Annotated in this window: 18 protein-coding genes and 1 pseudogene; 16 read left to right on the forward strand and 3 right to left on the reverse strand. The window is 71.9% G+C overall.

Features of this window, described 5'->3' with window-relative positions:
- The first annotated feature begins 98 nt into the window (after positions 1 to 98).
- From ACIGEP_RS08360 to ACIGEP_RS08395, 8 genes are all read left to right on the forward strand, one after another.
- Complete coding sequence (locus ACIGEP_RS08360; protein WP_396661162.1) at positions 99 to 1,631, forward strand: ABC transporter substrate-binding protein; 1,533 nt, start codon at positions 99 to 101, stop codon at positions 1,629 to 1,631.
- A 61-nt stretch (positions 1,632 to 1,692) separates the two neighbouring features.
- Positions 1,693 to 2,634 carry an ABC transporter permease gene (locus ACIGEP_RS08365; protein ID WP_396661163.1) on the forward strand — a complete coding sequence of 314 codons (942 nt, stop codon included), beginning with the start codon at positions 1,693 to 1,695 and terminating at the stop codon, positions 2,632 to 2,634.
- Positions 2,631 to 4,520 (forward strand): dipeptide/oligopeptide/nickel ABC transporter permease/ATP-binding protein, encoded by a 1,890-nt coding sequence (locus tag ACIGEP_RS08370; protein WP_396661164.1) that lies wholly within the window; start codon positions 2,631 to 2,633, stop codon positions 4,518 to 4,520. The genes ACIGEP_RS08365 and ACIGEP_RS08370 overlap by 4 nt, the downstream gene beginning before the upstream one ends.
- On the forward strand, positions 4,517 to 5,374 hold the full coding sequence (locus ACIGEP_RS08375; protein WP_396661165.1) for an ATP-binding cassette domain-containing protein: 858 nt from the start codon (positions 4,517 to 4,519) through the stop codon (positions 5,372 to 5,374). The genes ACIGEP_RS08370 and ACIGEP_RS08375 overlap by 4 nt, the downstream gene beginning before the upstream one ends.
- 69 nt (positions 5,375 to 5,443) lie before the next feature.
- Positions 5,444 to 7,870 (forward strand): beta-glucosidase, encoded by a 2,427-nt coding sequence (locus tag ACIGEP_RS08380; protein ID WP_396661166.1) that lies wholly within the window; start codon positions 5,444 to 5,446, stop codon positions 7,868 to 7,870.
- A complete protein-coding gene (locus tag ACIGEP_RS08385) occupies positions 7,867 to 8,979 on the forward strand; it encodes a serine hydrolase domain-containing protein (protein ID WP_396661167.1) in 1,113 nt (370 codons plus the stop codon). Before ACIGEP_RS08380 ends, ACIGEP_RS08385 begins: the two co-directional genes overlap by 4 nt.
- A 17-nt stretch (positions 8,980 to 8,996) precedes the next feature.
- Positions 8,997 to 11,783, forward strand: a complete 2,787-nt coding sequence (locus tag ACIGEP_RS08390; protein WP_396661168.1) for a family 78 glycoside hydrolase catalytic domain — start codon at positions 8,997 to 8,999, stop codon at positions 11,781 to 11,783.
- A 17-nt stretch (positions 11,784 to 11,800) separates the two neighbouring features.
- Positions 11,801 to 13,573, forward strand: coding sequence for a DUF5605 domain-containing protein (locus ACIGEP_RS08395; protein ID WP_396661169.1), 1,773 nt, complete (start codon positions 11,801 to 11,803; stop codon positions 13,571 to 13,573).
- A gap of 42 nt (positions 13,574 to 13,615) precedes the next feature.
- On the opposite strand, the gene ACIGEP_RS08400 is transcribed toward ACIGEP_RS08395, so the two are convergent.
- The 3 genes from ACIGEP_RS08400 to ACIGEP_RS08410 form a co-directional block, all read right to left on the reverse strand.
- Positions 13,616 to 14,191: a TetR/AcrR family transcriptional regulator gene (locus ACIGEP_RS08400; RefSeq protein WP_396661170.1), complete on the reverse strand. Its 576-nt coding sequence runs from the start codon at positions 14,189 to 14,191 to the stop codon at positions 13,616 to 13,618.
- Positions 14,184 to 16,043, reverse strand: coding sequence for a glycoside hydrolase family 3 protein (locus ACIGEP_RS08405; RefSeq protein ID WP_396661171.1), 1,860 nt, complete (start codon positions 16,041 to 16,043; stop codon positions 14,184 to 14,186). The genes ACIGEP_RS08400 and ACIGEP_RS08405 overlap by 8 nt, the downstream gene beginning before the upstream one ends.
- A 189-nt stretch (positions 16,044 to 16,232) precedes the next feature.
- On the reverse strand, positions 16,233 to 16,970 hold the full coding sequence (locus tag ACIGEP_RS08410; protein ID WP_396661172.1) for a FadR/GntR family transcriptional regulator: 738 nt from the start codon (positions 16,968 to 16,970) through the stop codon (positions 16,233 to 16,235).
- A gap of 113 nt (positions 16,971 to 17,083) precedes the next feature.
- On the opposite strand from ACIGEP_RS08410, the pseudogene ACIGEP_RS08415 reads away from it, so the two are divergent.
- The 8 genes and pseudogenes from ACIGEP_RS08415 to ACIGEP_RS08450 form a co-directional block, all read left to right on the forward strand.
- Positions 17,084 to 18,793: pseudogene (locus tag ACIGEP_RS08415) on the forward strand (dihydroxyacetone kinase family protein); the annotation flags it as partial.
- A 48-nt stretch (positions 18,794 to 18,841) separates the two neighbouring features.
- A complete protein-coding gene (locus ACIGEP_RS08420) occupies positions 18,842 to 19,312 on the forward strand; it encodes a ribose-5-phosphate isomerase (RefSeq protein WP_396661968.1) in 471 nt (156 codons plus the stop codon).
- Positions 19,312 to 20,076 carry a triose-phosphate isomerase family protein gene (locus ACIGEP_RS08425; protein WP_396661173.1) on the forward strand — a complete coding sequence of 255 codons (765 nt, stop codon included), beginning with the start codon at positions 19,312 to 19,314 and terminating at the stop codon, positions 20,074 to 20,076. Before ACIGEP_RS08420 ends, ACIGEP_RS08425 begins: the two co-directional genes overlap by 1 nt.
- On the forward strand, positions 20,073 to 20,867 hold the full coding sequence (locus ACIGEP_RS08430) for a sugar phosphate isomerase/epimerase family protein (RefSeq protein ID WP_396661174.1): 795 nt from the start codon (positions 20,073 to 20,075) through the stop codon (positions 20,865 to 20,867). Before ACIGEP_RS08425 ends, ACIGEP_RS08430 begins: the two co-directional genes overlap by 4 nt.
- The gene (locus ACIGEP_RS08435; protein WP_396661175.1) at positions 20,864 to 21,712 is read left to right on the forward strand and encodes a phosphogluconate dehydrogenase C-terminal domain-containing protein; all 849 of its coding nucleotides are present in this window, start codon (positions 20,864 to 20,866) and stop codon (positions 21,710 to 21,712) included. Before ACIGEP_RS08430 ends, ACIGEP_RS08435 begins: the two co-directional genes overlap by 4 nt.
- 16 nt (positions 21,713 to 21,728) lie before the next feature.
- Positions 21,729 to 22,484 carry an SDR family NAD(P)-dependent oxidoreductase gene (locus tag ACIGEP_RS08440; RefSeq protein ID WP_396661176.1) on the forward strand — a complete coding sequence of 252 codons (756 nt, stop codon included), beginning with the start codon at positions 21,729 to 21,731 and terminating at the stop codon, positions 22,482 to 22,484.
- 13 nt (positions 22,485 to 22,497) lie between these two features.
- Positions 22,498 to 24,246 carry a hypothetical protein gene (locus ACIGEP_RS08445; protein WP_396661177.1) on the forward strand — a complete coding sequence of 583 codons (1,749 nt, stop codon included), beginning with the start codon at positions 22,498 to 22,500 and terminating at the stop codon, positions 24,244 to 24,246.
- On the forward strand, positions 24,243 to 25,508 hold the full coding sequence (locus ACIGEP_RS08450) for an MGH1-like glycoside hydrolase domain-containing protein (protein WP_396661178.1): 1,266 nt from the start codon (positions 24,243 to 24,245) through the stop codon (positions 25,506 to 25,508). Before ACIGEP_RS08445 ends, ACIGEP_RS08450 begins: the two co-directional genes overlap by 4 nt.
- Positions 25,509 to 25,525 lie beyond the last annotated feature (17 nt).

Raw genomic sequence — 25,525 nt, forward strand, 5'->3', positions numbered from 1 at the left:
ATTTTTGTTTTGAAAACCTAGTCCTCGTTCGGATTTGCTGCTAGCGTCCGTCGGCAGAGCGATCCGCAGGGGTATCGCCACCCGAAATGAGGACAAAGATGTTCCGATGGAAGGCCACAGCAGCCGTCGCCGTCGTCGCAGCACTCGCACTGACCGGATGCGCCGGCGGTGGGGAGACGACGAACTCCAGCGGGGAGGGTGGGAAGGCTGACCGCCTGACCCTCATCTCGATCGCCGCGCCGACGAGCTACGACATCGGCGCCGGCGCCGAATGGGGTAACCGCAGCGAGTTCTTCGAGGCGGTCTTCGACACGCTGCTGCGCAAGGACTCCTCGGGCGAGATCCAGCCCAACCTCGCCACGGCGTGGGAGTACAACGAGGACAACACCGTCCTGACCCTCACGCTCCGCGATGACGCGAAGTTCACGGACGGCACCGCGGTCGACGCGGAGGCGGTCGTCGGCAGCCTCGAGCGCTTCCGCGACGGCACCTCGCCGCAGGCCGCCACGCTCGCCGGCAAGGAGTTCGCCGCCGTCGACGCGACCACGGTCACCATCTCGCAGGACGCCCCGGACCCGTCGCTCGAGAACCTCCTCTCCATCGCCCCCGGCCTCGTGCAGGCCCCCTCGAGCTTCGACGACGAGAACTCCGCGACCACTCCGGTCGGCTCGGGCCCCTACATCCTCGACAGCGCGTCGAGCGTCACTGGCACCACGTACAACTACACGGCGAACCCCGACTACTGGAACAAGGACGCCGTCAAGTACGAGAACCTGACGATCAACGTCATGGAGGACACCACCGCCATCCTCAACGCCATCAAGGCCGGCGAGGCGAACGGCGCCAAGATCGCCGACAACAACACCATCGCCGAGGTGGAGGGCGCCGGCTGGACGATCGAGTCGAACGAGCTCGACTTCCAGGGTCTGCTCCTGCTCGACCGCGCCGGAACGATGGCGCCCGAGCTCGCCGACGTCAAGGTCCGCCAGGCGATCAACATGGCCTTCGACCGCGAGGCGCTGCTGCAGTCGCTGCAGAGCGGCTACGGCACCGTGACCGAGCAGGTCTTCCCCGCGACGAGCGAGGCGTACGACGAGTCGCTCGACAGCACGTACGCGTACGACCCGGATGCCGCCAAGGCGTTGCTCTCCGAGGCGGGCTACCCGAACGGGTTCACGCTGAACATGATGTCGACTCCGGCCTTCCAGACCACGTTCGACCTCGTCGCCCAGCAGCTCGCCGACATCGGGATCACGGTGAACTACACCGACCCCGGAACGGGCAACTTCATCACCGACATGCTCGCGCCGAAGTACCCCGCGACGTGGATGGCCCTGGAGCAGAACCCCGACTGGCAGCTCATCAACTTCATGATCGCGCCGAGCGCCACCTTCAACCCCTTCAAGTACCAGGACGACACCGTCGACGGCTACATCTCGACGGTCCAGAACGGCACGGAGGAAGAGGCGACCGCCGCGGTCAAGGAGCTGAACAAGTACATCGTCGACCAGGCCTGGTTCGCCCCGTTCTTCCGGGTGCAGGGCTCGTTCGGTGTGGACGCCAACACCGATCTGGCCTTCTGGCCGACCAACGCCTACCCGTCGATCTTCGACTTCTCGCCGAAGAACTGATCGATCCGGCAGATGGCGGCGTCCGCGCCGCCATCTGCCGGCCATGCCCGGGAAGGTCATCATGCTGTCATTCATCGTCAGACGCGTCGTGTCCGGCGTCGTCCTCGTCGCGGTCATCTCCGCCGTCGCCTTCCTCCTGCTCTACGCAGGTGGCGGTGACATCGCCCGTCGCATCCTGGGTGAGAACGCGACCGCTGAGACGGTCGCCAAGAAGACCGAGGAGCTCGGTCTCAACCGGCCGCTCCTCACCCAGTACACCGACTGGCTGACCTCGGCGATCACGGGCAACCTCGGTCGCAGCTGGTTCACCGGCGAGCTCGTCAGCGTCAGCGTCACGAACCGCCTCGCGGTCACGCTCTCGCTCGTGATCGGCGCGACGCTCATCTCGGCGGTCATCGCCATCGTGCTCGGCGTCCTCGCCGCCCGCCGCGGCGGCGCCATCGACGGGACCGTCCAGATCCTCTCGCTCATCGGCTTCGCCGTGCCGGGCTTCCTCATCGCGCTGATCCTCGTGCTCGTCTTCGCCGTCAACCTCCACTGGTTCAAGGCGACCGGGTACGTCCCGATCGCGACATCCTTCAGCGGGTGGCTCGCCTCGGTGACGCTGCCGATCATCGCGCTCTCGATCGGGGCCATCGCCTCGGTCGCCGTGCAGGTACGCGGATCCGTGATCGACGCGACCTCCCGCGACTACGTCCGCACCCTCCGCGCCCGCGGCCTCAGCGAGACGTCCGTCATCTACAAGCACGTGCTGCGGAACGCCGGCGGACCGGCGCTCGCCGTCCTCGCCCTGCAGTTCGTCGGTCTCCTCGGCGGCGCCGTCGTCGTCGAGCAGATCTTCTCCATCCCCGGGATGGGACAGCTGAGCGTCCGCTCGACCGTCCTGGGCGACATCCCGGTGGTGATGGGGCTCGTGATCGCGTTCGCCATCCTCGTCGTCATCGTCAATCTCCTGATCGACCTCGCCCAGGCCGCTCTGAACCCGAAGGTGAGGCTCTCATGACCGACACGATGGGCTCCCCCGCCAACCCCGCCCTGTCGCTCGCCCCGGCGAACGCCGCGCCGGTGCGCATGCACCTCGCACGACGTCTGCTCAAGCGTCCTGTCGGGGTCGGTGCCGCACTCTTCCTCCTGCTCATCGCCGTCATCGCCGTCATCGGCACGACGATCGCACCGCTCGACCCGAACTACGCCGACATCCGCAACGTCCTCGCCGCCCCGGGTGGTGAGAACCTGCTCGGTACCGACAGCAGCGGTCGTGACGTCTGGTCGCGACTTCTCGCCGCCACCCAGACGAGCGTCCTCGCCGCCCTGCTGGCGGTGATCGTGGCCATCGTCATCGGCGTGGTGAGCGGCCTTATCGCCGGCTACTACCAGGGGTGGTTCAACGCCGTCGCGACGTGGGTCACCGAGCTCAACATGGCGCTTCCCGGCATCGTGATCCTGCTCGCCGCGAGGGCCGTCCTCGGCCCATCGGTCTGGATCTCGATGTTCATCTTCGGCATCCTGCTCGCCCCCTCCTTCTTCCGGCTCGTCTATGCCGCTGTGACCGCGGTGCGCGGCGAACTGTACGTCGACGCGGCGCGGGTGTCGGGCCTCAGCGACACCCGGATCATCGGGCGGCACGTCCTCTCGGTCGTGCGGGCGCCGATCATCATCCAGGCGGCGATCATCGCCGGCATCGCCCTCGCGATCCAGTCCGGGCTCGAGTTCCTCGGCCTCGGCGACGTCAAGGTCCCCACCTGGGGGTCGATGCTCAACGACGGCTTCAAGAACATCGCCCGGACACCGCTGCTCCTGATCTGGCCGTCGCTCGCGATCGCGCTCACCTGCATCGCCCTGACGCTGCTCGCCAACGTCATGCGCGACGAGCTCGAGCGCACCGTCTCGGTCCGTCGCAAGCGGCGCCGCGCCGTCACGACCGCGACCGGCTCGATCGCCGCGGTCACGACCTCCGTCTCCCTCAGCGGGGGCGAGCCCATCGAGGATCCCGACGAACTGCCCGTCATCGAGAACGAAGGTGTCATCCGTCACGCCGAGGATGCCCGCAGCAAGGCGACGGAGAAGGTGCTCGAGGTCCGCGATCTGCGGGTCGGCTACGACCAGCCTGACGGGTCGCACATCGAGGTCGTCCACGGCGTCTCGCTCGACATCCGCAAGGGTGAGGTGCACGGCCTCATCGGCGAGTCCGGCTCGGGCAAGACCCAGACCGCCTTCGCGGTCCTGGGACTCCTTCCCCGCGGCGGCCATGTCACGGGCGGCTCGATCCTGTACGAAGGCACCGAGCTGGCGGATGCGTCGGAGCGCACGTACGCGGGCATCCGCGGCAAGCGCATCGGCTACATCCCGCAGGAGCCGATGAGCAACCTCGACCCGTCGTTCACGATCGGCAGCCAGCTCGTCGAACCGCTGCGCAAGCACCTCGGACTGTCCAAGAAGGAGGCGACGGAGCGTTCGCTGGACCTGCTGGCCCGTGTCGGAATCCCGCAGCCCAAGCGCACGTTCGACGCCTACCCCTTCGAGGTCTCGGGCGGCATGGCGCAGCGTGTGCTCATCGCCGGCGCCGTCTCGACCGACCCCGATCTGATCGTCGCGGACGAGCCCACGACGGCGCTCGACGTGACGGTGCAGGCCGAGGTCCTGGATCTGCTCCGCGACCTGCAGGCCGAGCGGAACATGGCGATGCTGCTGGTGACGCACAACTTCGGTGTCGTCGCCGACCTCTGCGACCGGGTGACGGTCATGCAGAACGGCCTGTTCGTCGAGCAGGGTCCGGTGCGGAGCATCTTCCACCAGGCCCGCCACCCGTACACCCAGGCGCTCCTGGACGCGATCCTCGACGAGGGTCCCGCCCGCCCGCCGCTGGCCACGAAGGGAGCACGGGCATGACCGCTCCGCTGCTCGAGGTGAAGGACCTCGTCGTCGAATACCCCGGCAAGGGCTTCCGCGCCGAACCCTTCCGCGCCCTCAAGGGCGTCTCGCTCGACATCCTGCCCGGCGAGACCGTCGGCCTCGTCGGCGAGTCCGGGTCGGGCAAGACCACCCTCGGCCGCGCCGCCCTCGGGCTGGCACCTGTCACCGAGGGGACGATCACGTACGACGGGCGTGACATCTCACACCTGTCGCGGCGGCAGCGCCGCACGCTCACCTCCGAGATTCAGGTGGTGTTCCAGGACCCCTACTCGTCGCTCAACCCGTCGATGACGATCGAGGAGATCCTCATCGAGCCGCTGACGGCGGCGGGGGTCGCCAAGAACATCGCCCGGACGCGGGTGCGCGACCTTCTCGACCAAGTGGGCCTGCCGTCGGATGCCCGGAGCCGACTCCCCCGCGAGTTCTCGGGCGGCCAGCGCCAGCGCGTCGCGATCGCGCGCGCCCTCGCGCTCGAGCCACGACTGATCGTCTGCGACGAACCCGTCTCGGCGCTCGACCTGTCGACGCAGGCGCGGGTGCTCGACCTCTTCGTCGAGATCCAGGAACGCACCGGCGTGGCCTACCTCTTCGTGACGCACGACCTCGCCGTCGTCCGCCACGTGAGCCACCGCGTCGCGGTCATGTACCGCGGCGAGATCGTCGAGTACGGCGACGGCGACCGGGTGACCTCCGAGCCCGAGCACCCCTATACGCAGCGGCTGTTCATGGCAGCGCCCGTGCCCGACCCCGACAAGCAGGAGGAGCGCCGCGCCGCGCGCAAGGCGTTCCTCGCGTCGGAAGCCGGCTCGTCCGTCGCCGGCGCCGCCTGATCGGATGCCGGCGCACAGACGCTCGCGCGTCGGCATCCCCCACCTCCTCTTCGACTGCAAGGAAGCACCGTGACTGACACGACGACGTCGACCGCGTCCACCGACCACCTCCGCCCGCTCCTCGAGAAGCTGACGCTCGAGCGGAAGTCGGCCCTCGTCCAGGGCGCGGACTTCTGGACGACGGTGCCGCTGCCCGAGATCGGGCTGCGCGCGATGACCCTCTCGGACGGTCCCGCTGGCGTCCGCGGACCCCGTTGGGACGAGCGCGACCCGTCGCTCAACATGCCCTCGGGGTCGGCGCTCGCGGCATCCTGGGACGTCGACCTCGCCCACCGGTACGGTGCCGCAGCCGCCGCGGAGGCGCGCCGCAAGGGTGTCGACGTCGTCCTCGGCCCGACTATCAACCTGCACCGCTCGCCCCTCGGCGGCCGCCACTTCGAGTGCTTCTCGGAGGATCCCGAGCTCTCCGCCGGCCTCGGTGCCGCGTACGTCCGCGGCCTGCAGGACAACGGCGTCGCCGCCACCCCCAAGCACTACGTCGCGAACGACTCCGAGACCGACCGCTTCACGGTCGACGTCCAGGTCGACGACCGCGCCCTGCGCGAGCTCTACCTGGCGCCCTTCGAGCGCACCGTCGAGGCGGGCACGTGGAGCGTCATGAGCGCCTACAACTCCGTCGACGGCGTCACCATGACCGAGAACGACCTGCTCGAGACGCCGCTGAACAGCGAGTGGGGCTTCGACGGCGTGGTGATCAGCGACTGGACGGCCGTGCGCTCGCTGGGCTCCGTCCCCGCCTCGCAGGACCTCGCCATGCCGGGGCCCGCGCCGGCATGGGCGGACCTCGCCGACGCCGTGCGCGACGGCCGGCTCGACGAAGCCGATCTCGACCGCAAGGTGCTGCGGATGCTGCTGCTCGCCGAGCGCGTCGGCGCACTCGCCGGCCACGAGGCGGCCGAGCCGGACGCGGTCGACGGCGTCGCCTTCGTCCGCGAGGCCGCCGTGGAAGGCTCCGTTCTCCTGCGCAACGAGGGCGTGCTGCCTCTGGACGCCGGCGCGCTCCGCCGCGTCGCGGTGATCGGCCAGAACGCCCGCGACGCCCGCACGCAGGGTGGTGGTTCGGCCACGGTCCTTCCCGAGCGCACCGTCTCGCCGCTCGACGGCATCCGCGAGGCGCTTCGGGGGGCCGACGTGGTCTACGAGATCGGCGCGGTCGTCCAGGAGGGCGTCGCCGAGCTCGACCTCGACCGCATGACGAACCCGGCGACAGGCGAATCCGGCCTGCGGGTCACCTTCCTCGGCGACGACGGCGAGGTCCTGTTCACCGAGGACCGCCGCTCGAGCGCCCTCGTCTGGTTCGGCGGTGACGCTCCGATCGCCGCGAGCCGCACGGTCGTGTTCGAGACCCGTTACACCCCGGAGTCCACCGGCGACGTCGAGCTCGGGTTCGCCGGCGCGAACCCCGGCCGGCTGCTGGTGAACGGCGACCTGCTGCTGGACGACTCGCCCGTGATCGAGGGAACGGACCTCGGCGCCGCCTTCCTCAACCCGCCTTCGCTCACCGCCACCGTCGCGGTGCAGGAGGGGAACCCGATCGACGTGCGGGTCGAGTTCGACCGCGCCGACATGGGTGCACTGTCGGGTGCGATGTCGGCCACCGTCGGGATCGCCCCCGAGCGCACCGACCCCGCCGAGCTCATCGCCCGGGCCGTCGAGGCGGCGACCGCCGCCGACGTGGCCGTCGTGGTCGTCGGCACCAACGCGAAGGTCGAGTCCGAGGGGTACGACCGCACCGACCTCGACCTGCCGGGCCGCCAGGACGACCTCGTCCGCGCCGTCGCCGCCACCGGCACCCCGGTGGTCGTCGTCGTGAACGCCGGCTCCCCCGTCGTCCTCCCCTGGGCAGACGACGTCGCCGCCATCCTGCAGGGCTACTTCGGCGGTCAGGAGTTCGGGCACGCCGTCGCCGACATCCTCACGGGTGCCGCCGAGCCCGGCGGCCGCCTCCCCACCACGTGGCCCGCCTCGCTCGCCGATGTCCCGGTCACGCAGGTCACGCCCGACGAGGGCGTCCTCCGCTACACCGAGGGCATCCACATCGGCTACCGCGCGTGGCTGCGCGCGGGTGCCGAGCCGGCGTACGCCTTCGGCCACGGACTGGGCTACACGACCTGGGACTGGGAGTCCGCGACCCGTCAGGGCGACACCCTCGAGGTGACCGTGCGCAACACCGGCGCGCGCGCCGGCAAGCAGGTCGTGCAGGTCTACGCCGAGCGCGCGGACTCGTCCGTCGAGCGCCCGGTGCGATGGCTCGTCGGTCACGCCGTCGTCCGAGCGGATGCCGGGGCCACCGCGACGGCATCCGTTCCGCTGCCGCCCCGCCGCTTCGCGTACTGGGCGGACGGCTGGGTTGTCGAGCCCGGCGTCTTCACGCTCGGCGTGGGAGCGTCGGTCGCTGATCTGCCGCTCGAGCTCGCGTGGGAGGCGGACGCGTGAGCCTGCTCGACGGCACGGTCGACGACCGGCTCTCGGGGATCGCCGACCGTCTCGACGGCTGGCTGCAGGCGGACCCGGACCTGTCGTTCCAGGTCGCGGCGTATCACCGCGGGGAGCTCGTCCTCGACGCGTGGGGCGGCCCGCACCTCGGGCGCGACTCGGTCATGGTTCCGTACTCGGTGACGAAGAACACGATCGGCCTGTCGGTCGGCCTGCTCGTCGAACGCAGCGAGCTGGACCTCGACGAGCGCGTGTCCACGTACTGGCCCGAGTTCGCCGCGAAGGGCAAGGGGGCCGTCACCGTCCGCCAGCTGCTGTCGCACCAGGCCGGCCTGCCCCAGGCCGACACGAGCCTCACGTGGGACGAGCTGCTCGACAACCACGCGGCGGCGGCACGCCTGGCGGAGTCGACGCCGTTCTGGCACCCGGGAAGCGCGTTCGGGTACCACGCCATCACCATCGGGAATCTCGGCGACGAGCTCGTGTACCGCGTCACCGGCCGCACGCTCCACGAGTTCTACGAGCAGGAGATCCGCGCTCCGCACGGCATCGACTTCTACCTCGGCCTCCCGGCGGAGCTCGAGGACCGGCGCACGGACGTGCTCCCGATGATCCGCCCGGTGTCGGACACCCTCGTCCGCGAGTACTCCGCGCTCGGCCCCCTCGTCTTCGGATCGATGAGCGGAGACGTCGATCTGGGCAACTCGCCCCGGAGCTGGCGCTACGGTCACCCGGGCGGCAGCGGCACCGGCAGCGCGCGCGGCCTCGCCCGACTCTTCGCCTCGGCGGTCACCGGCGTCGACGGCGCCGAACCGTTCCTCCGCGCCGACACCGTGTCGCAGATCGGGCAGCAGCAGATCCGCGGATACGACGAGGTGCTGCACCAGCACGACCGTGCGCACGCGATCGTCTTCCAGAAGCCGTCGCAGCAGCTCGCCTTCGGCGGTCCGCGCTCGTTCGGCCACGACGGCGCGGCGGGCGCGCTCGCGTGCGTCGACCCCGACACCGGTGTCGCCTTCGCCTGGACCATCGCCCGCGGGCCGTGGCCCGGGGGCGCCGATCCGCGTGCCGTCGCCCTCGCCGCCGAGCTCGGCCGCGTCCTCTCCTGACCCCGACCGGAGACCCTGTGACCCCCGCATCCCGCATCGCCGCCTTCCGCGCCGAACTGCGCGACGACACCGCGTTCGTCGCCACGCCCAGCCCCCGGCTGAGCTGGACGGTCGACACCGACGAGCCCGGCTGGATGCAGGTCGCGGCAGACGTCGACGACGGCACCGGCATCGTCGCGCTCACCGGCGAGGAGAGCGCCCTGATCGCGTGGCCGTTCGCGCCGCTGTCGGCCGGGGAGCAGCGCGAGGTGCGGGTGCGCGCACAGGCGGCATCCGGCACGTGGACGAGCTGGTCGGAGCCGCTCACCGTCGCCGCCGGCTTCCTCGCACCGGGCGAATGGGTCGCACAGCCGGTCGGACTGGCCGCCCCCGACCGCGACGCCCAGCCGACCGTGGTGCGCACGCGCTTCCGGCTGGGGCGACCGGTCACCCGGGCGCTGCTGTTCTGGACGGCGCTCGGCGTCGCCGAGCCCGAGGTGAATGACACCCCCGTGTCGGAGGATGTGCTCTCACCCGGCTGGACGGCGTACCGCGACCGGCTCGTGCACGAGACCGTCGATGTCACGGCGCTGGTCCGGGAGGGCGAGAACGTGCTCTCGGCGACGCTCGCGGGCGCCTGGTACACCGAGAAGTACGGCTTCTTCGCCTTCGCCGACCGGCTCTACGGGACGCAGCCCTCGTTCCTCGCACAGCTGCGAGTGACCTTCGACGACGGCACGACCACGACCGTGGCCGCGACCGGCGAGGGGTGGCAGGCAGCATCCGACGGCCCGATGGTCGACAGCGGCATCTACGCGGGCGAGCATCAGGACCTGCGCCGCGACGTGGGCGGGTTCTCGCCCGTCCGCGTGGGAGCCGCCGCGAAGCCGGGCTACGAGAACATCCCCGTGCCCGAGGCGCGCATCGCCCCGCCGGTGCGCCGGATCGAGTCCCTCCCGGTGGTGGGCACCCTCGCCACGCCGTCCGGCGGCACGATCCTCGATCTCGGCCAGAACCTCGTCGGACGTCTCCGCGTGCGGGTGCGCGGCGCCGCCGGCACGACGGTGACGATCCGTCACGCCGAGGTGCTCGAGGATGGCGAGCTCGCGCTCCGGCCGCTGCGCAACGCGGCGGCGACCGCGACGTTCGAGCTCTCCGGCGGCGAGGACGTGCTCGAATCCCGCTTCACCTTCTACGGATTCCGGTACGCGCAGATCACGGGTGCGGAGGTGGACCCCGCCGACGTCGAGGCCGTCGTGGTCCACACCGACATGACGCGGACCGGGTGGTTCGCGGCATCCGATCCGCTCATCGACCGGCTGCACGAGAACGTCGTGTGGGGCATGCGCGGCAACTTCCTCTCGATCCCGACCGACTGCCCGCAGCGCGATGAGCGCCTCGGCTGGACGGGCGACCTGCAGGTGTTCGCACCGACGGCATCCTTCCTCTACGACAGCGCGGGGTTCCTCACGTCCTGGCTGCGCGACCTCGCGCACGAGCAGGCCCGCAACGACGGATCGGTGCCCGTGGTCGTGCCCTCCGCCCTGGGCGGGTTCACCGGAGGCGGTGCCTCCCCCGCCGCCTGGGGCGACGCGGCCACCGTGGTGCCGACCGTGATGCACGAGCGCTTCGGCGACCGCGACATCCTCGCCGCACAGTACGAGAGCATGCGCGCGTGGGTGGATGCCGTGGGGCGCGACGCCGGCGAGGGCGGCCTGTGGGCGGGCCGCATGCAGCTCGGCGACTGGCTCGACCCGTCGGCACCGCCCGACAAGCCGGGCCAGGCGAAGGTCGACAGCGACATCGTCGCCTCCGCGTACTACGCCAGGTCGCTGCGTCAGGTCGCAGAGGCCGCACGGCTGCTCGGGCTGGAGACGGATGCCGCGCACTACGGCACGCTCGCCGAGCGCAGCCGGCGCGCCTTCGTCGCCGAATACGTCACCCCCGCCGGTCGCATGATGAGCGACGCCCCCACCGCGTACGCCCTCGCCCTGGAGTTCGACCTCGTGACCGACACCGCGGTGCGCGGGTCGCTCGCCGACCGCCTCGCGGCGCTCGTGCGCGAGGGCGGGTACCGGATCGGCACGGGCTTCGTCGGCACCCCGCTCGTGGCCGACGCCCTCACCGGGGCCGGTCATCTCGCGGCGGCCGAGCGCCTGCTCACCCAGACCGAGTGCCCCTCATGGCTTTACCCCGTGACGCAGGGGGCGACGACCGTCTGGGAGCGCTGGGATTCGCTGCTGCCGGACGGCAGCGTCAACCCGGGCGAGATGACCTCGTTCAACCACTACGCGCTCGGCGCGGTCGCCGACTGGCTGCACCGCACGGTCGCCGGGCTCGCACCCGCTGCGCCCGGGTACCGACGGCTGCGGATCGCGCCGCAGCCGCTCGAGAGCCTGTCGTCCGCCTCGGCACGCCACCTCACGCCGTACGGCGAGGCGTCCGTGTCGTGGCGCCGGGACGGCGGCGAAATCGTCGTGATCGCCGTCGTGCCCGCCAACACGCGCGCCGAGGTCGCGATCCCCGGCGCCCCGGACGAGGTCGGTTCGGGCAGCCACGAGTGGCGCTTCGCCGCGCCGACGGCCCCGGCCCGCCCGGAGCTCGACGGTCTGCACGCGTCGCTCGCCGACGTCATCGACGACCCGCGCGCCCACGCGGCGCTCATCGACACGATCGCTGCGGTCGACCCGGATCGTGCGCAGGCGATCCGGTCCGAGACCCGCTGGGGCGCCGGGCGCCCCGTCACGACCGCACTCATGTTCACCCCGCCCGACCTGCTCGCGTCCGTCGACGACGCGATCCGGCGGGCGACGGCATCCGCCTGACCCTTCGAGGAGACACCATGTTCGATCGCGCCAGCACCTTCGGCGAGGCCCTCGACGACCCCGACGCCCGCGCGATCCTCGAGCGGTATCTGCCGGGCGTCGCCGCCTCGCCGATGGCGACGCAATTCCGCGGCGGCCGTCTGGGGCAGCTCGTCGCGATCGTCCCCGCCCTCGAGGACCTCGAGGTGCGCGAGCAGTTCTTCGCCGCGCTCGCCGCCGTCGGGTCCGGAGCCGGGCGCCCGCCGTACGCGCCGGCGATCGCCCCGGATCCCACGTACGAGGGCGACGACGTCGCGCGGGCGTCTGCGACCGTGACGGTTCCGGGGCCGGCGCCGCTGTGGGATCCGCTCGAGCTGCGCTTCGCCGGGCCCTCGCACGGTAACCCGTTCGTCGACGTCGAGCTCGACGCGGTCTTCCGCCGCGGCGAGGACGAGATCCGGGTCGGCGGCTTCTACGACGGCGACGGCGTGTACATCGTCCGGGCCCTGGCCGACACGGTCGGCACCTGGACGTTCGAGACGCGGTCCACGGCACGGTCGCTCGACGGCATCACCGGGTCGGTCGAGGTCGTCGGCGCACGGGAGGGCTCGCACGGTCCGGTGCGGGTCGACGGGTTCCACTTCCGGCACGCGGACGGCACGCGCCACCGCCCGATCGGCACGACCGCGTATGCGTGGACCCACCAACCCGACGAACTGCAGGGGAAGACCCTCGAGACGCTCGCCGAGGCTCCGTTCGCGAAGCTCCGCATGTGCGTCTTCCCGAAGTCGTACCTCTACAACGCGAACGAGCCGGCCGACTTCCCGTTCGTCGGGAGCCTGAAGGGCGGTTTCGACCACACCCGGTTCGACCCCGCGCACTTCCGGCGGCTGGAGCAGCGGATCGGCGAGCTGGCGGCCCTCGGCATCCAGGCCGACCTCATCCTCTTCCACGCGTACGACCGGTGGGGGTTCGCCGACCTCGGCCCCGCCGTCGACGAGCGGTACCTGCGGTACGTGGTGCGGCGCCTGTCGGGATTCGCCAACGTGTGGTGGTCGATGGCGAACGAGTACGACCTGCTGTGGTCGAAGGACCTCGACGATTGGGAGCGTCTCGCTGCGGTGGTGAGCGAGGAGGATGCCTTCGGTCACCTCAACTCGATCCACAACTGCCGGCCCGTCTACGACTACACGAAACCGTGGATCACCCACGTCAGCATCCAGCGGGTCGACGTCTACCGCACGGCCGAGAACACCGACCAGTGGCGCGAGGAGTGGGGCAAGCCCGTCGTCATCGACGAGTGCGCCTACGAGGGCGACATCGACCAGGGCTGGGGCAACATCACCGGCGAGGAGATGGTCCGCCGGTTCTGGGAGGGCGCCGTCCGCGGCGGGTACGTCGGCCACGGCGAGACCTACTACCCGCCCGCGCTCGAGGGCGCGGCATCCGTCGGCGACGACGACGAGGTGCTCTGGTGGTCGAAGGGCGGCGCGCTGCACGGCACCTCGCCCGAGCGCATCGCCTTCCTCGAACGGCTGCAGGCCGAGGCGCCGGACGGGGTCTGGGATCCGCTCCCGAGCGACTGGGACGTGCCCTGGGGCGGCGCCGCCGGGCAGCAGAAGGTGGCGTACTTCGGCTTCAACCGGCCGCGGTTCCGCAACGTCATCCTCGACGAGGGCGACTGGCGCGTCGAGGTCATCGACACCTGGGGGATGACGGTGGAGGAGCTGCCCGGGACGTACCGCGGCCAGGTGCGCGTCGAGCTGCCGGGACGGCAGTTCATGGCGATCCGGGTGACGCGCGCCGACTGAATACGGTACGCGAGCCGCGGGCGCGGCCCAGGCGCGGGCCGCTCAGTTCGCCGCCGCGATCCGCTCCCAGGTCCACGCGAGGACGGCGGCGATGTCGATCGACGGGTCGACCCCCTGCTGCAGCTGCAGGCCGTCCGAGAGGGCGAGCAGCACCGTCGCAGCCGTGTCGGCGTCGAGGCCGGATGACATCTCACCGGCGTCCTGTCGCGACCGGATGTCGGCCGCGACGACCGCGTGCACACTCCGCTGGCGCTCCTCGAAGAAGACGCGGGCGGGGTGGTCTGCAGCGGATGCCGCCGACTGCAGGCTCGTGTAGAGGTGCACGAGCGCGGGGGTCTCCGCGTTGCGACGCGCGACCCGCACCGAGGGAGGCTCGTCGCCGTCCTGCTCGGTGAGCGCCTCGCGCGTTGCGACGTCGCGCTCCCGGAGCACCTCGACGAGCAGGTTCTCCTTGGTGCCGAAGTGGTGGAGCATGCCGGCCTGCGTCATCCCGACCTCGGCGGCGATGTCGCGGAGCGAGGTGGCGCCGTATCCGCGCCGCCCGATGACCTCGAGCGCCGTCTGCAGGATCAGCTCCCGACTCTCCCGACCCTGCGCCGAATTCCGCCGTTCACGCATCCGCGGTCACCACGAGCGAAGGGGTGCCCGCCTCGTACACGGGGTCCGCCGTCCCACCCGGGACGTCGGACTGACCCGCGAGCACAGCCGCCTCGTCGCGCGGGATCTCGAACGGCAGTCGCCCTGCGGCGGGCACCCGGCCGGTGAGCACGTCGAGGAGCGCCTGCTCCGACGCGCCGAACGTCGCGACGACCGCGTGGGCGTGCGCCGCGACGGGCGCCAGCAGCGCGGGGCGCTCGAGGTGGATCGCCACGACGGCCGGGGTCGCCTCCGCGACCTCGGCGACCTCCGCGACGACGCGGTCGTCGAAGGCGAGCGAGCCGGCGTGGAAGTGCGCCTCGAGCATGTACTCGTCGCGCGGGTCGAACGGCGGCTGCAGCCTCACGACGCTCACGTCGGCACCCGCGGCATCCGCGGCCGGCACCAGCCCCGCCGCACGGAGCGCATCGTCCGAGACCTCGGGTGCGTGCACCGCCGTCCCCGGACGCAGGGGCAGGACGGATGCCGCCTCCCCCGCCCCACCGGGCAGGATCACCGCCGAGCGGGACTGGGCCCGGTCCCCGGCCGCCCGGAACTCGGCGCTGCCGACGATCTCGCCCGCGGCATCCTCGTCGACGAACGGGTCGTCGAACAGGCCGAGCTCGAACTTGACGGTCAACAGCCGCGCGACCGAGACGTCGAGGCGGGACTCCGGAACGGCTCCCGAGCGCACGAGCTCGAGCACGAGCGCCGGGTCGTCCTCGCCGCCGAACTGGTCGACGCCGGCGTCGAGAGCCTTGCGCACCCGCTCGATCTCGCTGAGGTGTTCGACGCCCCACGACCGCGGCGGCAGCACCTTGCCCATCAGCCGCGACTCGGTGATGAGCCCCCAGTCGGTGCAGACGACCCCCGTGAACCCGAGCTTCTCGCGCAGCAGCCCGGTGATGATCTGGTGGTTGAAGCCGAAGGCGACCTCCTCGACCCGCTCACCGTCGAGGACGACACCCCGGGGGATCCCGTAGGACGGCATGATCGCCGAGACCCCGCGGTCGATCACGCGGCGGAACGGCTCGAGGTGGTACTCGAACATGCCCCCGGGGTAGACCTGGTCGGTGCCGTACGGGAAGTGCGGGTCCTCGCCGTCCTTCTCGGGCCCGCCGCCCGGGAAGTGCTTGGCCATGCAGGCGACGCTCGCCGCCGTCAGCCGGTCGCCCTCGAAGCCGTCGACGTAGGCGACCCCGAGGCGTCCGACGAGCTCGGCATCCTGCCCGAACGTGCCGTACTGACGCGGCCAGCGCGGTTCGGTCGCGACGTCGAGCATCGGGTGCAGGGCCGAGCGGATGCCGACGGCCAGGTACTCCTGCCGTGCAATGTCGGCGAACTCCCGCACGGAGCCCGGGTCGGCGAGCGCGCCGAGGCCCAGCGGCTCTGGCCAGGCCGAGAGGTGGCCGGCCGTGAACGAGGCGCCGACGTTCTCGGTGAACGAGTGGCGGGGGTCGGTCGAGATGGTGACCGGGATGCCGTGGCCCGATGCGGCGGCCACGCGCTGCAGCCCGTTCACCCAGCGGGCCATCGCCCGGGGGTCCGGGATCTGGTGGATGTTCAGGTGCGTGACGTGCATGCCCTCGATGAACTCGCGCGCCGAGGTGCGCCCCGGCATCGTCGAGGGCCCGTCGACCTCGCCGTCGGTCGTCGTCGGGACGATCGTCTGGATCATGAGCCCCGCCTTCTCTTCGAGCGAGAGTCGTGCGACGAGGTCGGCGACGCGCTCGGCGATCGGCAGGCGCGGGTCCTCGTAGGGGTCCATCACGCCGTTGCGGTTCAGGTCGCGGTAGCGCGTGCCGTCGGGGGCGGTGGAAAAGGATGCGGTCACTGCGGTCTCCTGCGACGTCGTCGTGGCGGCGGGACGCGGCATGGTCCCGACGTCGAAAGACTAAATAACGTTCAGTGGTTTCCGCAACGCGGTGCGCATGCGCTTCCGGGGACTCGTTGTGCCGCGTCGGTGCGACACGGGCGACAGCTCGCGTCCCCGGAGCGTCGGTGGCGTGCGACGCCGGGCGCGTCAGTCCCGCGACGACGCGGCGAGACGGGCGGCCGCCGTGGCCATGTGCACGGCCATGGCGGATGCCGCGGCATCCTCATCCCTCGCCTCGACCGCCCGGAACACGGCGTCGTGCTCGGCGATCGCGAGGCGCGCGGCGTCGTCGTCGTGCACGGCGCGGTCGGCGTAGACCTGCAGGAGCGAGCGGACGACGTGCAGCAGATCGACGAGCGCGTCATTGCCGGCGGCGCGGGCGAGCGCATCGTGGAACGCCGCGTCCGCGCGGGCGAAGGCCGCCAGGTCGGTGCCGGCCGAGTTCATGCGCGCGAGCGACTCCGCCAGGCGGGCGATGTCGCCGGCATCCGCTCGTGACGCGGCGAGGCGGGCGCAGTAGATCTCGAGCCCGGAGCGGACGTCGAGCAGGTCGTCGGTGCTGCGCTTTCCGATCAGCAGCCCCCAGCGCAGCGTCTGCGGCAGGAGGTCGCTCGCCGTTCCGCGCAGGTACGTGCCCGAGCCCGGGCGTACGTCGACGATCCCCAGGATCTCGAGCGCGGCGAGCGCCTCGCGCACCGCGGAACGGCCGACACCGAGCGTGAGCGACAGCTGCCGCTCGGGGGGGAGGCGGGTCCCCGGCTCGATCTCGCCGCTCGTGAACAGGTCCATCAGGCGGCGCGCGACCTCCGAGACGGGGGTTCCCGAGGGAAGCGCACCGAGGGCGGCCGTAATCTCAGCCGAACGGTCGGAGGGGTAAGCGGGCACGGCCCCAAGATACGGGAGCGGGAGCCCGAGGCCGACCCCGACGCGCTTGCAATTGGTCAACCGGTTGTGCACAATAGCGACCAGGACCCATCCAACCCGAGGAGCAGAACGCGATGACGCGCCTGTGGAACGACCCGGCCGATTTCGCCGATGAGATGATCGACGGCTTCGTCGCCGCGAACGGCCGCTACGTCGAACGCGTCACGGGCGGCGTCGTCCGCAGCACGCGGGTTCCCGAGGGTCAGGTCGCCGTGGTCATCGGCGGCGGCTCAGGGCACTACCCCGCGTTCGGCGGGCTCGTCGGCCCCGGCCTCGCCCATGGCGCTGCGATGGGCAACCTCTTCGCCTCCCCCTCGACCCAGCAGGTCCACGCCGTCGCGCGCGCGGCCGAGACCGGCGGCGGGGTACTGCTGAGCTATGGCAACTACGCCGGCGACGTGCTCAACTTCGACGCTGCACAGGAGCGGCTGCGCAGCGACGGGATCGCCTGCGAGACCGTCGTCGTGACCGACGACATCGCGAGCGCGGCACCCGGTGAGCGCGAACGCCGGCGCGGCATCGCGGGCGATCTGACCGTCTTCCGAGCCGCGGCCGCCGCGGCCGCCTCGGGGTACGACCTCGCCGGCGTCGCCCGGGTCGCGCGTCTCGCGAACGACCGCACCCGCTCCTTCGGCGTCGCCTTCACGGGGTGCACACTGCCGGGTGCCGAGGCACCGCTGTTCTCGGTGCCCGACGGGCGCATGGCGGTGGGCCTCGGCATCCACGGCGAACCCGGCATCGACGAGACCGACATCCCCACCGCCGACGGCCTCGCCGAGATGCTCGTGGCGCGGCTGCTCGCCGAGCGGCCCGAGGGCGCCGACGGCCGGATCGTGCCGCTGCTCAACGGACTCGGCTCACTGAAGTACGAGGAGCTCTTCGTCGTCTACCGCCGGGTCGCCGCACTCCTCGACGCGGCGGGCCTCGAGATCGTCGACCCCCACGTGGGCGAGTACTGCACGAGCTTCGACATGTCGGGCACGTCGCTGACCCTGTTCTGGCTCGACGACGAGCTCGCCGAGCTGTGGGAGACCCCGGTCGATACGCCGGCGTACCGTCGCGGCGCGGTTCCGACGGCCGAGCGACGGGATGCCGCAGCAGCCGACACGTCCGTCGTCGCCGACGAGGTCGCCGGGGATGCGGCATCCGTCCTGCTCGCGTCGACGGTCGTGGCCGCCCTCGACACCGTCGCACGGACCGTCGACGAGAACGTCGACGAGCTCGGCCGCATCGATGCGGTCGCGGGCGACGGCGACCACGGCATCGGGATGCAGCGCGGCTCGCGCGCGGCCGCCCGCGCCGCGCGGCAGGCTGCCGCATCCGGTGCGGGCGCGGCGACGACCCTCGCACGAGCGGCCGACGCCTGGTCGGACCGGGCCGGTGGCACGTCCGGAGCGCTCTGGGGCCTCCTCCTCGCCGAGCTCGCCTACCGCCTCGGCGACGCAGGCCGACCCGACGCGACACGAATCGCCGCCGGGGTCGCCGCCGGCGTCGGCGCGGTCGTCGCGCACGGCAAGGCCGAGATCGGCGACAAGACCATGGTCGACGCGCTGCTGCCCTTCACCGAGACGCTCACGCGCGGGGTCGCGTCGGGTGCCCGTCTCGCGGATGCGTGGCGCACCGCTGCCGCAGCCGCGACCGCCGCGGCCGCCGCGACGGCGGACCTGCTGCCCCGCAAGGGCCGCGCCCGCACGCACGGCGAGCACGCCGTCGGCACCGTCGATGCCGGCGCCCACTCCTTCGCCCTCATCGTCACCGCCGTCGGCGACACCCTCGCCGCGGCCCCCGTCATCAGCCGGACGGCGACGCCCGACTCCCCGAGAGGATCTGACATGACCGCACCCCTGCGCATCGTCATCGGCAGCGACGACGCCGGTTACGACTACAAGGAGATCCTCAAGCGCGATCTGGAGCAGAGCGACGGCGTGGTCTCGGTGCTCGACGTCGGGGTGGATGCCGACGGGCACACCGCCTATCCGAAGGTCGCGATCGAGGCGGCCGAGCGTGTCGCGCGCGGCGAGGCCGACCGCGCCCTGCTCATCTGCGGCACGGGCCTCGGCGTCGCGATCGCCGCGAACAAGGTCGCCGGCATCCGTGCCGTCACCGCGCACGACTCGTTCTCCGTCGAGCGCGGCGTCCTCTCCAACGACGCCCAGGTGCTGACGATGGGCCAGCGCGTCGTCGGCATCGAGCTCGCCCGCCGCCTCGTGCGGGAGTGGCTGACCTACCGCTTCGACCCGTCGTCGGCGTCGGCCGAGAAGGTGGCCGTCATCGACGAGTACGAGACCACCGGATCCTGCTGATGGCGCCGGTCCTCGTGGGGGTGAGCCTGAAGGCATATTTCGGACGCCGCCAGGCGCGCGTCTGGTTCGCGGCGGCCGCGGCAGTGCTGCGCGCGCACGAGGGCGTGCGATCCGGAGCCGTCGAGGCGTTCGTCATCCCCACGTACCTCCAGCTCGAGGACGCCGCGGGCGCCTTCGCCGGCACCCGCGTGCACCTCGGCGTACAGGACGTCTCGGCGTTCGAATCCGGTGCGTACACGGGCGAGGTGACCGCGGCGGAGGTCGCCGAGTCCGGCGCGGCGTACGCCGAGGTCGGCCACGCCGAACGCCGCCGGCTCTTCGGCGAGACCGACGCCGACGTCGCCGCCAAGTCCGCCGCCGCGCTCCGCCACGGGCTCGCCCCCCTGCTCTGCCTCGGCGAGGACGAGCGGACGGATGCCGCCGGTGCCGCCGCGGCGACCGTCGCCCAGCTGGGCCGTAGCCTCGCCGGTGCTCCCGCCGGACCGGTCGTCGTCGCCTACGAACCCGTCTGGGCGATCGGCGCCCCCTCCCCCGCGCCGATCGACCACATCACGACCGTCGCCGGCGCCGTGCGCGACGCCCTCGCCGCCGACCCGGCTCGCGCCGGCTCGCGTGTCATCTACGGCGGCTCGGCGGGACCGGGCCTGCTGACCGCTCTCGGCCCCGCGGTGGACGGGCTCTTCCTCGGTCGCTTCGCCCACGATCCGGCTGCGTTCGGTGACGTGCTCGACGAGGCGTACGCCCTCGCGCGGGGTGGGTCGTGATCGGGCTCGGCACCTACGCCTTCTTCTGGCAGCACTCCGATCGCGTCCCCGAGCCGCTCAGCCTCATCGGAGCGTTCGAAGCCACGCGCGAGCTCGGGGTCGACCTCTTCCAGATCTGCGACTTCGCACCCCTGACGACGATGACCGATCACGAGGTGACGGATGCCGCCCGCGCCGCCCGCGAGCTGGGCCTCACGATCGAGCTCGGCACGAAGGGCATCGAGACCGCGCATCTGCAGCGGTTCCTCTCCCTCGCCGACGCCTTCGGCGCCCGTCTCGTGCGGAGCATGGTCTTCGGGGCCGGGTCCCGGCCGTCGCTCGCCGAGGCGGGTGCGCTGCTGCGCGGCATCCTCCCCTCGTTCGAGGCTGCGGGGGTGACCCTCGCCCTCGAGACGTACGAGCAGATCGCGACGACCGACCTCGTCGGGCTCGTGCGCGAGGCGGAGAGCCCGAACATCGGGATCTGCCTCGACCCCGCCAACGTCGTCGCCCGGTTGGAGGCGCCGCGCGCCTGCGTCGAGACGGCCGCCGACCTCGTCGTCAATGTGCACGCGAAGGACTTCGCCTTCGCGCGGCAGCCGGGCTGGGTCGGCTTCACCTACTCGGGCGCCCGCATGGGCGAGGGCCTCCACGACTACCGCCACCTGCTCGACACGGTCCGGCCGCGCACGCGCGGCGTGAACGAGATCGTCGAGCACTGGTTGCCCTGGCAGGGCGACCCCGAGACCACCGTCCGCACCGAGCGGGACTGGACCCGCACCACCCTGAGCCACCTGAGGAGCTTCGAATGAGCCACACCATCGCCGTCATCGGCGCCGGAGGGAAGATGGGCATGCGCGTGTCCGACAACCTCGTGAAGACCGACCACATCGTCCGCTACGTCGAGAACTCGTCCGCCGGCCGCGAGCGGACGATCGCAGCGGGACGCGAGTTGACCGAGGCATCCGTCGCCGTCGCGGACGCCGACATCCTCGTGCTCGCCGTTCCCGACTTGGCCCTCGGCGCCGTGACCGCCGAACTGGTCCCTCAGCTGAAGCCCGGTGCGATCGTCCTCACGCTCGACCCGGCGGCCGCCTACGCGGGGCTGCTAACCACGCGCGAGGACGTCGTCCAGGCGGTCGCGCACCCGTGCCACCCGTCCGTGTTCCTCGAGCGCACGACGAAGGAGGAGTGGGCCGACACCTTCGGCGGCATCGCCGCGCCGCAGGACGCGATCGCCGCCGTCGAGTCCGACGACCCCGAGCATGCCCGCATCGTCGAGGAGACGGTCCGCGCCATCTACGCTCCGGTCATCGACGTCCACTTCGTCACCGTGAAGCAGCTCGCCCAGCTCGAGCCCACACTCGTCGAGACGGTCGCGTGCATGATCGGATCGCTCCTGAACGAGGCGCTCGACGAGGCGATCCACACGATGGGCGTGCCCGAGGCGGCGGCCCGCAGCATCCTCTACGGGCACACCCAGGTGGCGCTCGCGAACGGCCTGCGCGGCGACAACCCGTTCAGCGACGCGTGCCTGATCGCCATGGACTACGGTCGCGAGAGCATCATCAAGGAGGACTGGAAGAAGATCTTCCGCGACGACGAGCTCGACAGGAACCTCGCGCGCATGCTGCACCTCGACCACATCGAGCGCTGACCCGGAGATGACCGACATGACACGACTCGCCGGCAGGACCGCCCTCGTCACCGGGGGCGCCCTCGGCATCGGCGCGGCCGTCGCCGAGCGGTTCGCCCGCGAAGGCGCGCGCGTGATCGTCGCCGACCGCAACGGCGAGGGTGCCGAGGCCACCGCCGCCCGCATCGGCGGCGCCGCCATGGCCGTCACGATGGACATCTCCGACGAGGCGTCGGTAGCAGCCGGCTTCGCCGCGGCGACGGATGCCGGATGGGCACCGAACGTGGTGGTGGCCAACGCCGGCATCCAACTCTTCGGAGAGGACGCCCCCGCTGCCGACCTCGACCTCGACGTCTGGCGCCGCACGATCGACGTCAACCTGACCGGCGCCTTCCTCACGGTGAAGTACGCCGTGCGGACGATGCTCGCCCTCGGCGGCGGATCGATCATCCTCACCGGCAGCCCGACGGCCGTCAACGGCGAGGGCAAGGACTTCACCGCCTACAGCGCCTCGAAAGCCGGCACGCACGGACTGTCGCGCACCGTCGCGGCGGCCTACGCCGATCGCGGCATCCGGGTGAACACGGTGCAGCCCGCCTACACCGAGACACCGCTCGTCTCGGCGATCAGCGAAGACCCCGCCTCGCGCGCCGCGATCGTCGGCCGTATCCCGATCGGTCGCGCCGGAACGCCCGACGACGTCGCGGGGATCATGGTCTACCTAGCCAGCGACGACGGCTCGTTCGCGACCGGTGCGACGTTCCAGGTCGACGGCGGGATGACCTCGCTCTGATGCCGGCGCCGTCATGAGCTGGTGGAGCGAGGGGATGCCGTGGCGCAGCGGCCCGTGGTCGTTGACGCTCCGCGGCGACGAGCTCGCGGACGTCGCGTACGAGGGCCGCGCGGTGCTGCGGAGCGTCCGCGCCGTCGTCCGTGACGCCGACTGGAACACCGCCGACCTCGTCGTCGACCGGGTGAGCGAGACCGACACGTCCCTCACGCTCCACGTCCGCTCGGAGGGTCTCGGCTCCTCGTTCGCCGGGGTGGTGCGGGTCGAGAGGCGAACCGCGGGACTGCGGGTCGTCCTCGACCTCGAGACCGCCGACGCGTTCGACACGAATCGCACGGGGCTCGTCGTGCTGCATCCGCCGTCCGTCGCCGGGGCGCCGCTCGAGGTCCATCACACCGACGGTCGCGCGTCCCGGACCGCGTTCCCCCGACGGATCAGCCCGCACCAGCCCGTGACCGACGTCGCCGCCCTGAGCTGGCCCGTCGCGGGAGCCGAGATCGGCGCGCGCTTCGACGGCGACGTGTTCGAGATGGAGGATCAGCGCAACTGGACGGACGCGTCGTTCAAGACGTACAGCCGGCCGCTCGATCTGCCGTTCCCCTACCGCCTCGCCGCCGGGGAGCGGGTGCGGCAGAGCATCGCCCTGACGGTGACGGGACAGATGCCTCCCCGCGAACCCGCCGGCGACACCGCCATCGGCCTGCGACCGGGCGGCGTGTTCCCGGCCATGCTCCTCGGTGCGGCCACCGCCCCCGACCCGGCGCCGCCGACACGCCCCGTGGGCGACGGCGTACTCGTCGAACTCGACCTCGGCACCCCCACATGGCGCGCCGCACTGGCCCGCGCCCGAGAAGCGGGCCTCCCCCTCGACGTCCGGTTCACGATCGGCGACGATCCGGCAGCGGCAGCGGCCGTCCTGGGCGACGCCGTCGCGGCGCTCCGCGGCATCCCGCTCCTGCGCATCGCCGTGTTCCACTCGGCGGGCCCTGCCCGGCACGTGTCGGACGTCGACGCCGTCGCCGCCCTGCGTCGGGCGATGGCGGATGCCGGGATCGAGGCGCCCGTCGTCGGCGGGTCCCGGTCGCACTTCACCGAGCTGAACCGCGAACGCCACCGCCTGCCCGCCGACCTCGACGCCCTCACCACGACCGTGACCCCGCTGTTCCACGCGACCGGCACGGACCAGCTCGTCGAGTCCGTCGCGATGCAGCGTCTCGTCGCCCGCCAGACGGTCGACACGGCGGGCGGTCTGCCGGTGCACCTCGGTCCCATCGCCCTGCGCCCCCGCTTCAACGACGTCGCCACCGGCGCGCAGCCCGCCCCCACGCGCCCCGACCTCGCCGAGGGCTACGGCGCGGCCTTCACCGGCGGCACCGACCCGCGGCAGGATGCGCCCAAGCTCGCCGCCTGGACGATCGCGAGCGCCGCGGCTCACGCCGTTCCCGGGGTCGCCTCGCTGGCCTGGTTCGAGGAGTGGGGACCCCGCGGCATCCGCTCATCGGACGGCACCGACCGACCGGTCGCGGCCGCGCTCCGCGACCTGGCCGCACTGTCCGGCGCCGAGCTGCTCACGGGAGAGAGCCCCGACGGGCTCGTGTGGGCGGTCGGGGCGCGGCGCGAGGACACCGCCACCGTGCTGGCCGCCAACCTCGACCGGGTGCCGCGGACGGTCACCGTCGACGTCGCCGGGCGACCGATCGACCTCGCTCTCGCGGCCGGGACCTTCCGGCGCACCGACCTCGCCCCGAACCAGGAGTCACCATGATCGAGCGCTGGATGCGGTCGCTGACCGAGCATGTCCACGAGCACGGCGCTCAGATGACCCGGGAGCCCGGCGGCGTCCTGACCCACCCGTACACGGTGCCGAGCTCCCCCGACTCGCCGTACTACTCGTCGGCGCTGTGGGACTGGGACTCGTGGTTCATCAGCGTCGTCCTCGGGCAGATCGAGGCCGACCGCGGCGAGCCGGGGCGGTTCGCCGCCTACGAACGCGGCACCATCCAGAACTTCCTCGACCACACCGACGCCGACGGCGTGATGCCGATCCTGCTGAAACCCGACGGGCCGCTCCGCCACGGCGACCCGAGCAGGGCGGGCGGATTCGCCGAGAACATGCACAAGCCGGTGATCGCGCAGCAGACGGCGCTGCTCGCCCGGCGCGGCGGGCACGACGCCTGGGTGGCTGACGCGCTCCCCGTGATCGAGCGCTTCCTCGAGCGCTACCTCGAGAGCCACGTGCACGCCGAGACCGGTCTCGCCTATTGGCAGAGCGACTTCGCGATCGGCGTCGACAACGACCCGTCGGTCTACTACCGGCCCGGCCGCAGCACGGCGTCGATCTACCTCAACTCCCTCCTCTACCGGGAGCTGCTCGCGTTCGGTTCGCTGCTGGAGGATGCTGACCGCCCGGCCGAGTCGGTGCGGTGGCGTCGACGGGCGCAGGACCTCGCCGACGCGGTCGACGAGCACCTCTGGGACGAGCGGGACGGCACGTACTACAGCGCCGACCTGAACCTCCGGGCGATCGACCCCGACGACTGGCTCCACCGGGGTGCGCCGCGCGCCTGGTCGGCCGTCCTCCTGCGCGTCGACTCGTGGTCGAGCTTCCTGCCGATGTGGGCGGGCATCGCGTCGCAGGAGCGCGCCGACCGCATGCGCGCGCGGCTGCAGGAGCGACGGACCTTCCGCGCCGGGTACGGGGTACGCACCCTCTCCGCGCTCGAGAAGCAGTACGACCTGCGCGCCTCGAACAATCCCTCCAACTGGCTCGGACCGGTCTGGGGGATCAGCAACTACCTGGTGTTCCGGGGGCTGCAGAAGTACGGCTTCACCGACGACGCGCGCGCCCTCGCCGAGGAGACCGTCACCCTTTTCGGTCGCGATCTCGAGACCACGGGCTGCCTGCACGAGTATTACCACCCCGACACCGGCGAGCCGATCATGACGAGGAACTTCCAGAACTGGAACTTCCTCGTGCTCAACATGATCGCCTGGCTGGAGGGACGCCCCGTCGTCGCCGAGTTCTGACCGGATGCCCCGCTGCG

Origin of the sequence: Microbacterium sp. NPDC077663 (assembly GCF_044542795.1) — a bacterium.
Taxonomy (GTDB): Bacteria; Actinomycetota; Actinomycetes; order Actinomycetales; family Microbacteriaceae; genus Microbacterium.

Bases quoted from the DNA above. Each gene is read 5' to 3' on its own strand.
- ACIGEP_RS08360 (WP_396661162.1), top strand. From the start codon at position 99: ATGTTCCGATGGAAGGCCACAGCAGCCGTCGCCGTCGTCGCAGCACTC.
- ACIGEP_RS08365 (WP_396661163.1), top strand. From the start codon at position 1,693: ATGCTGTCATTCATCGTCAGACGCGTCGTGTCCGGCGTCGTCCTCGTC.
- ACIGEP_RS08370 (WP_396661164.1), top strand. From the start codon at position 2,631: ATGACCGACACGATGGGCTCCCCCGCCAACCCCGCCCTGTCGCTCGCC.
- ACIGEP_RS08375 (WP_396661165.1), top strand. From the start codon at position 4,517: ATGACCGCTCCGCTGCTCGAGGTGAAGGACCTCGTCGTCGAATACCCC.
- ACIGEP_RS08395 (WP_396661169.1), top strand. From the start codon at position 11,801: ATGTTCGATCGCGCCAGCACCTTCGGCGAGGCCCTCGACGACCCCGAC.
- ACIGEP_RS08400 (WP_396661170.1), bottom strand. From the start codon at position 14,191: ATGCGTGAACGGCGGAATTCGGCGCAGGGTCGGGAGAGTCGGGAGCTG.
- ACIGEP_RS08420 (WP_396661968.1), top strand. From the start codon at position 18,842: ATGACCGCACCCCTGCGCATCGTCATCGGCAGCGACGACGCCGGTTAC.
- ACIGEP_RS08425 (WP_396661173.1), top strand. From the start codon at position 19,312: ATGGCGCCGGTCCTCGTGGGGGTGAGCCTGAAGGCATATTTCGGACGC.
- ACIGEP_RS08435 (WP_396661175.1), top strand. From the start codon at position 20,864: ATGAGCCACACCATCGCCGTCATCGGCGCCGGAGGGAAGATGGGCATG.
- ACIGEP_RS08440 (WP_396661176.1), top strand. From the start codon at position 21,729: ATGACACGACTCGCCGGCAGGACCGCCCTCGTCACCGGGGGCGCCCTC.
- ACIGEP_RS08445 (WP_396661177.1), top strand. From the start codon at position 22,498: ATGAGCTGGTGGAGCGAGGGGATGCCGTGGCGCAGCGGCCCGTGGTCG.
- ACIGEP_RS08450 (WP_396661178.1), top strand. From the start codon at position 24,243: ATGATCGAGCGCTGGATGCGGTCGCTGACCGAGCATGTCCACGAGCAC.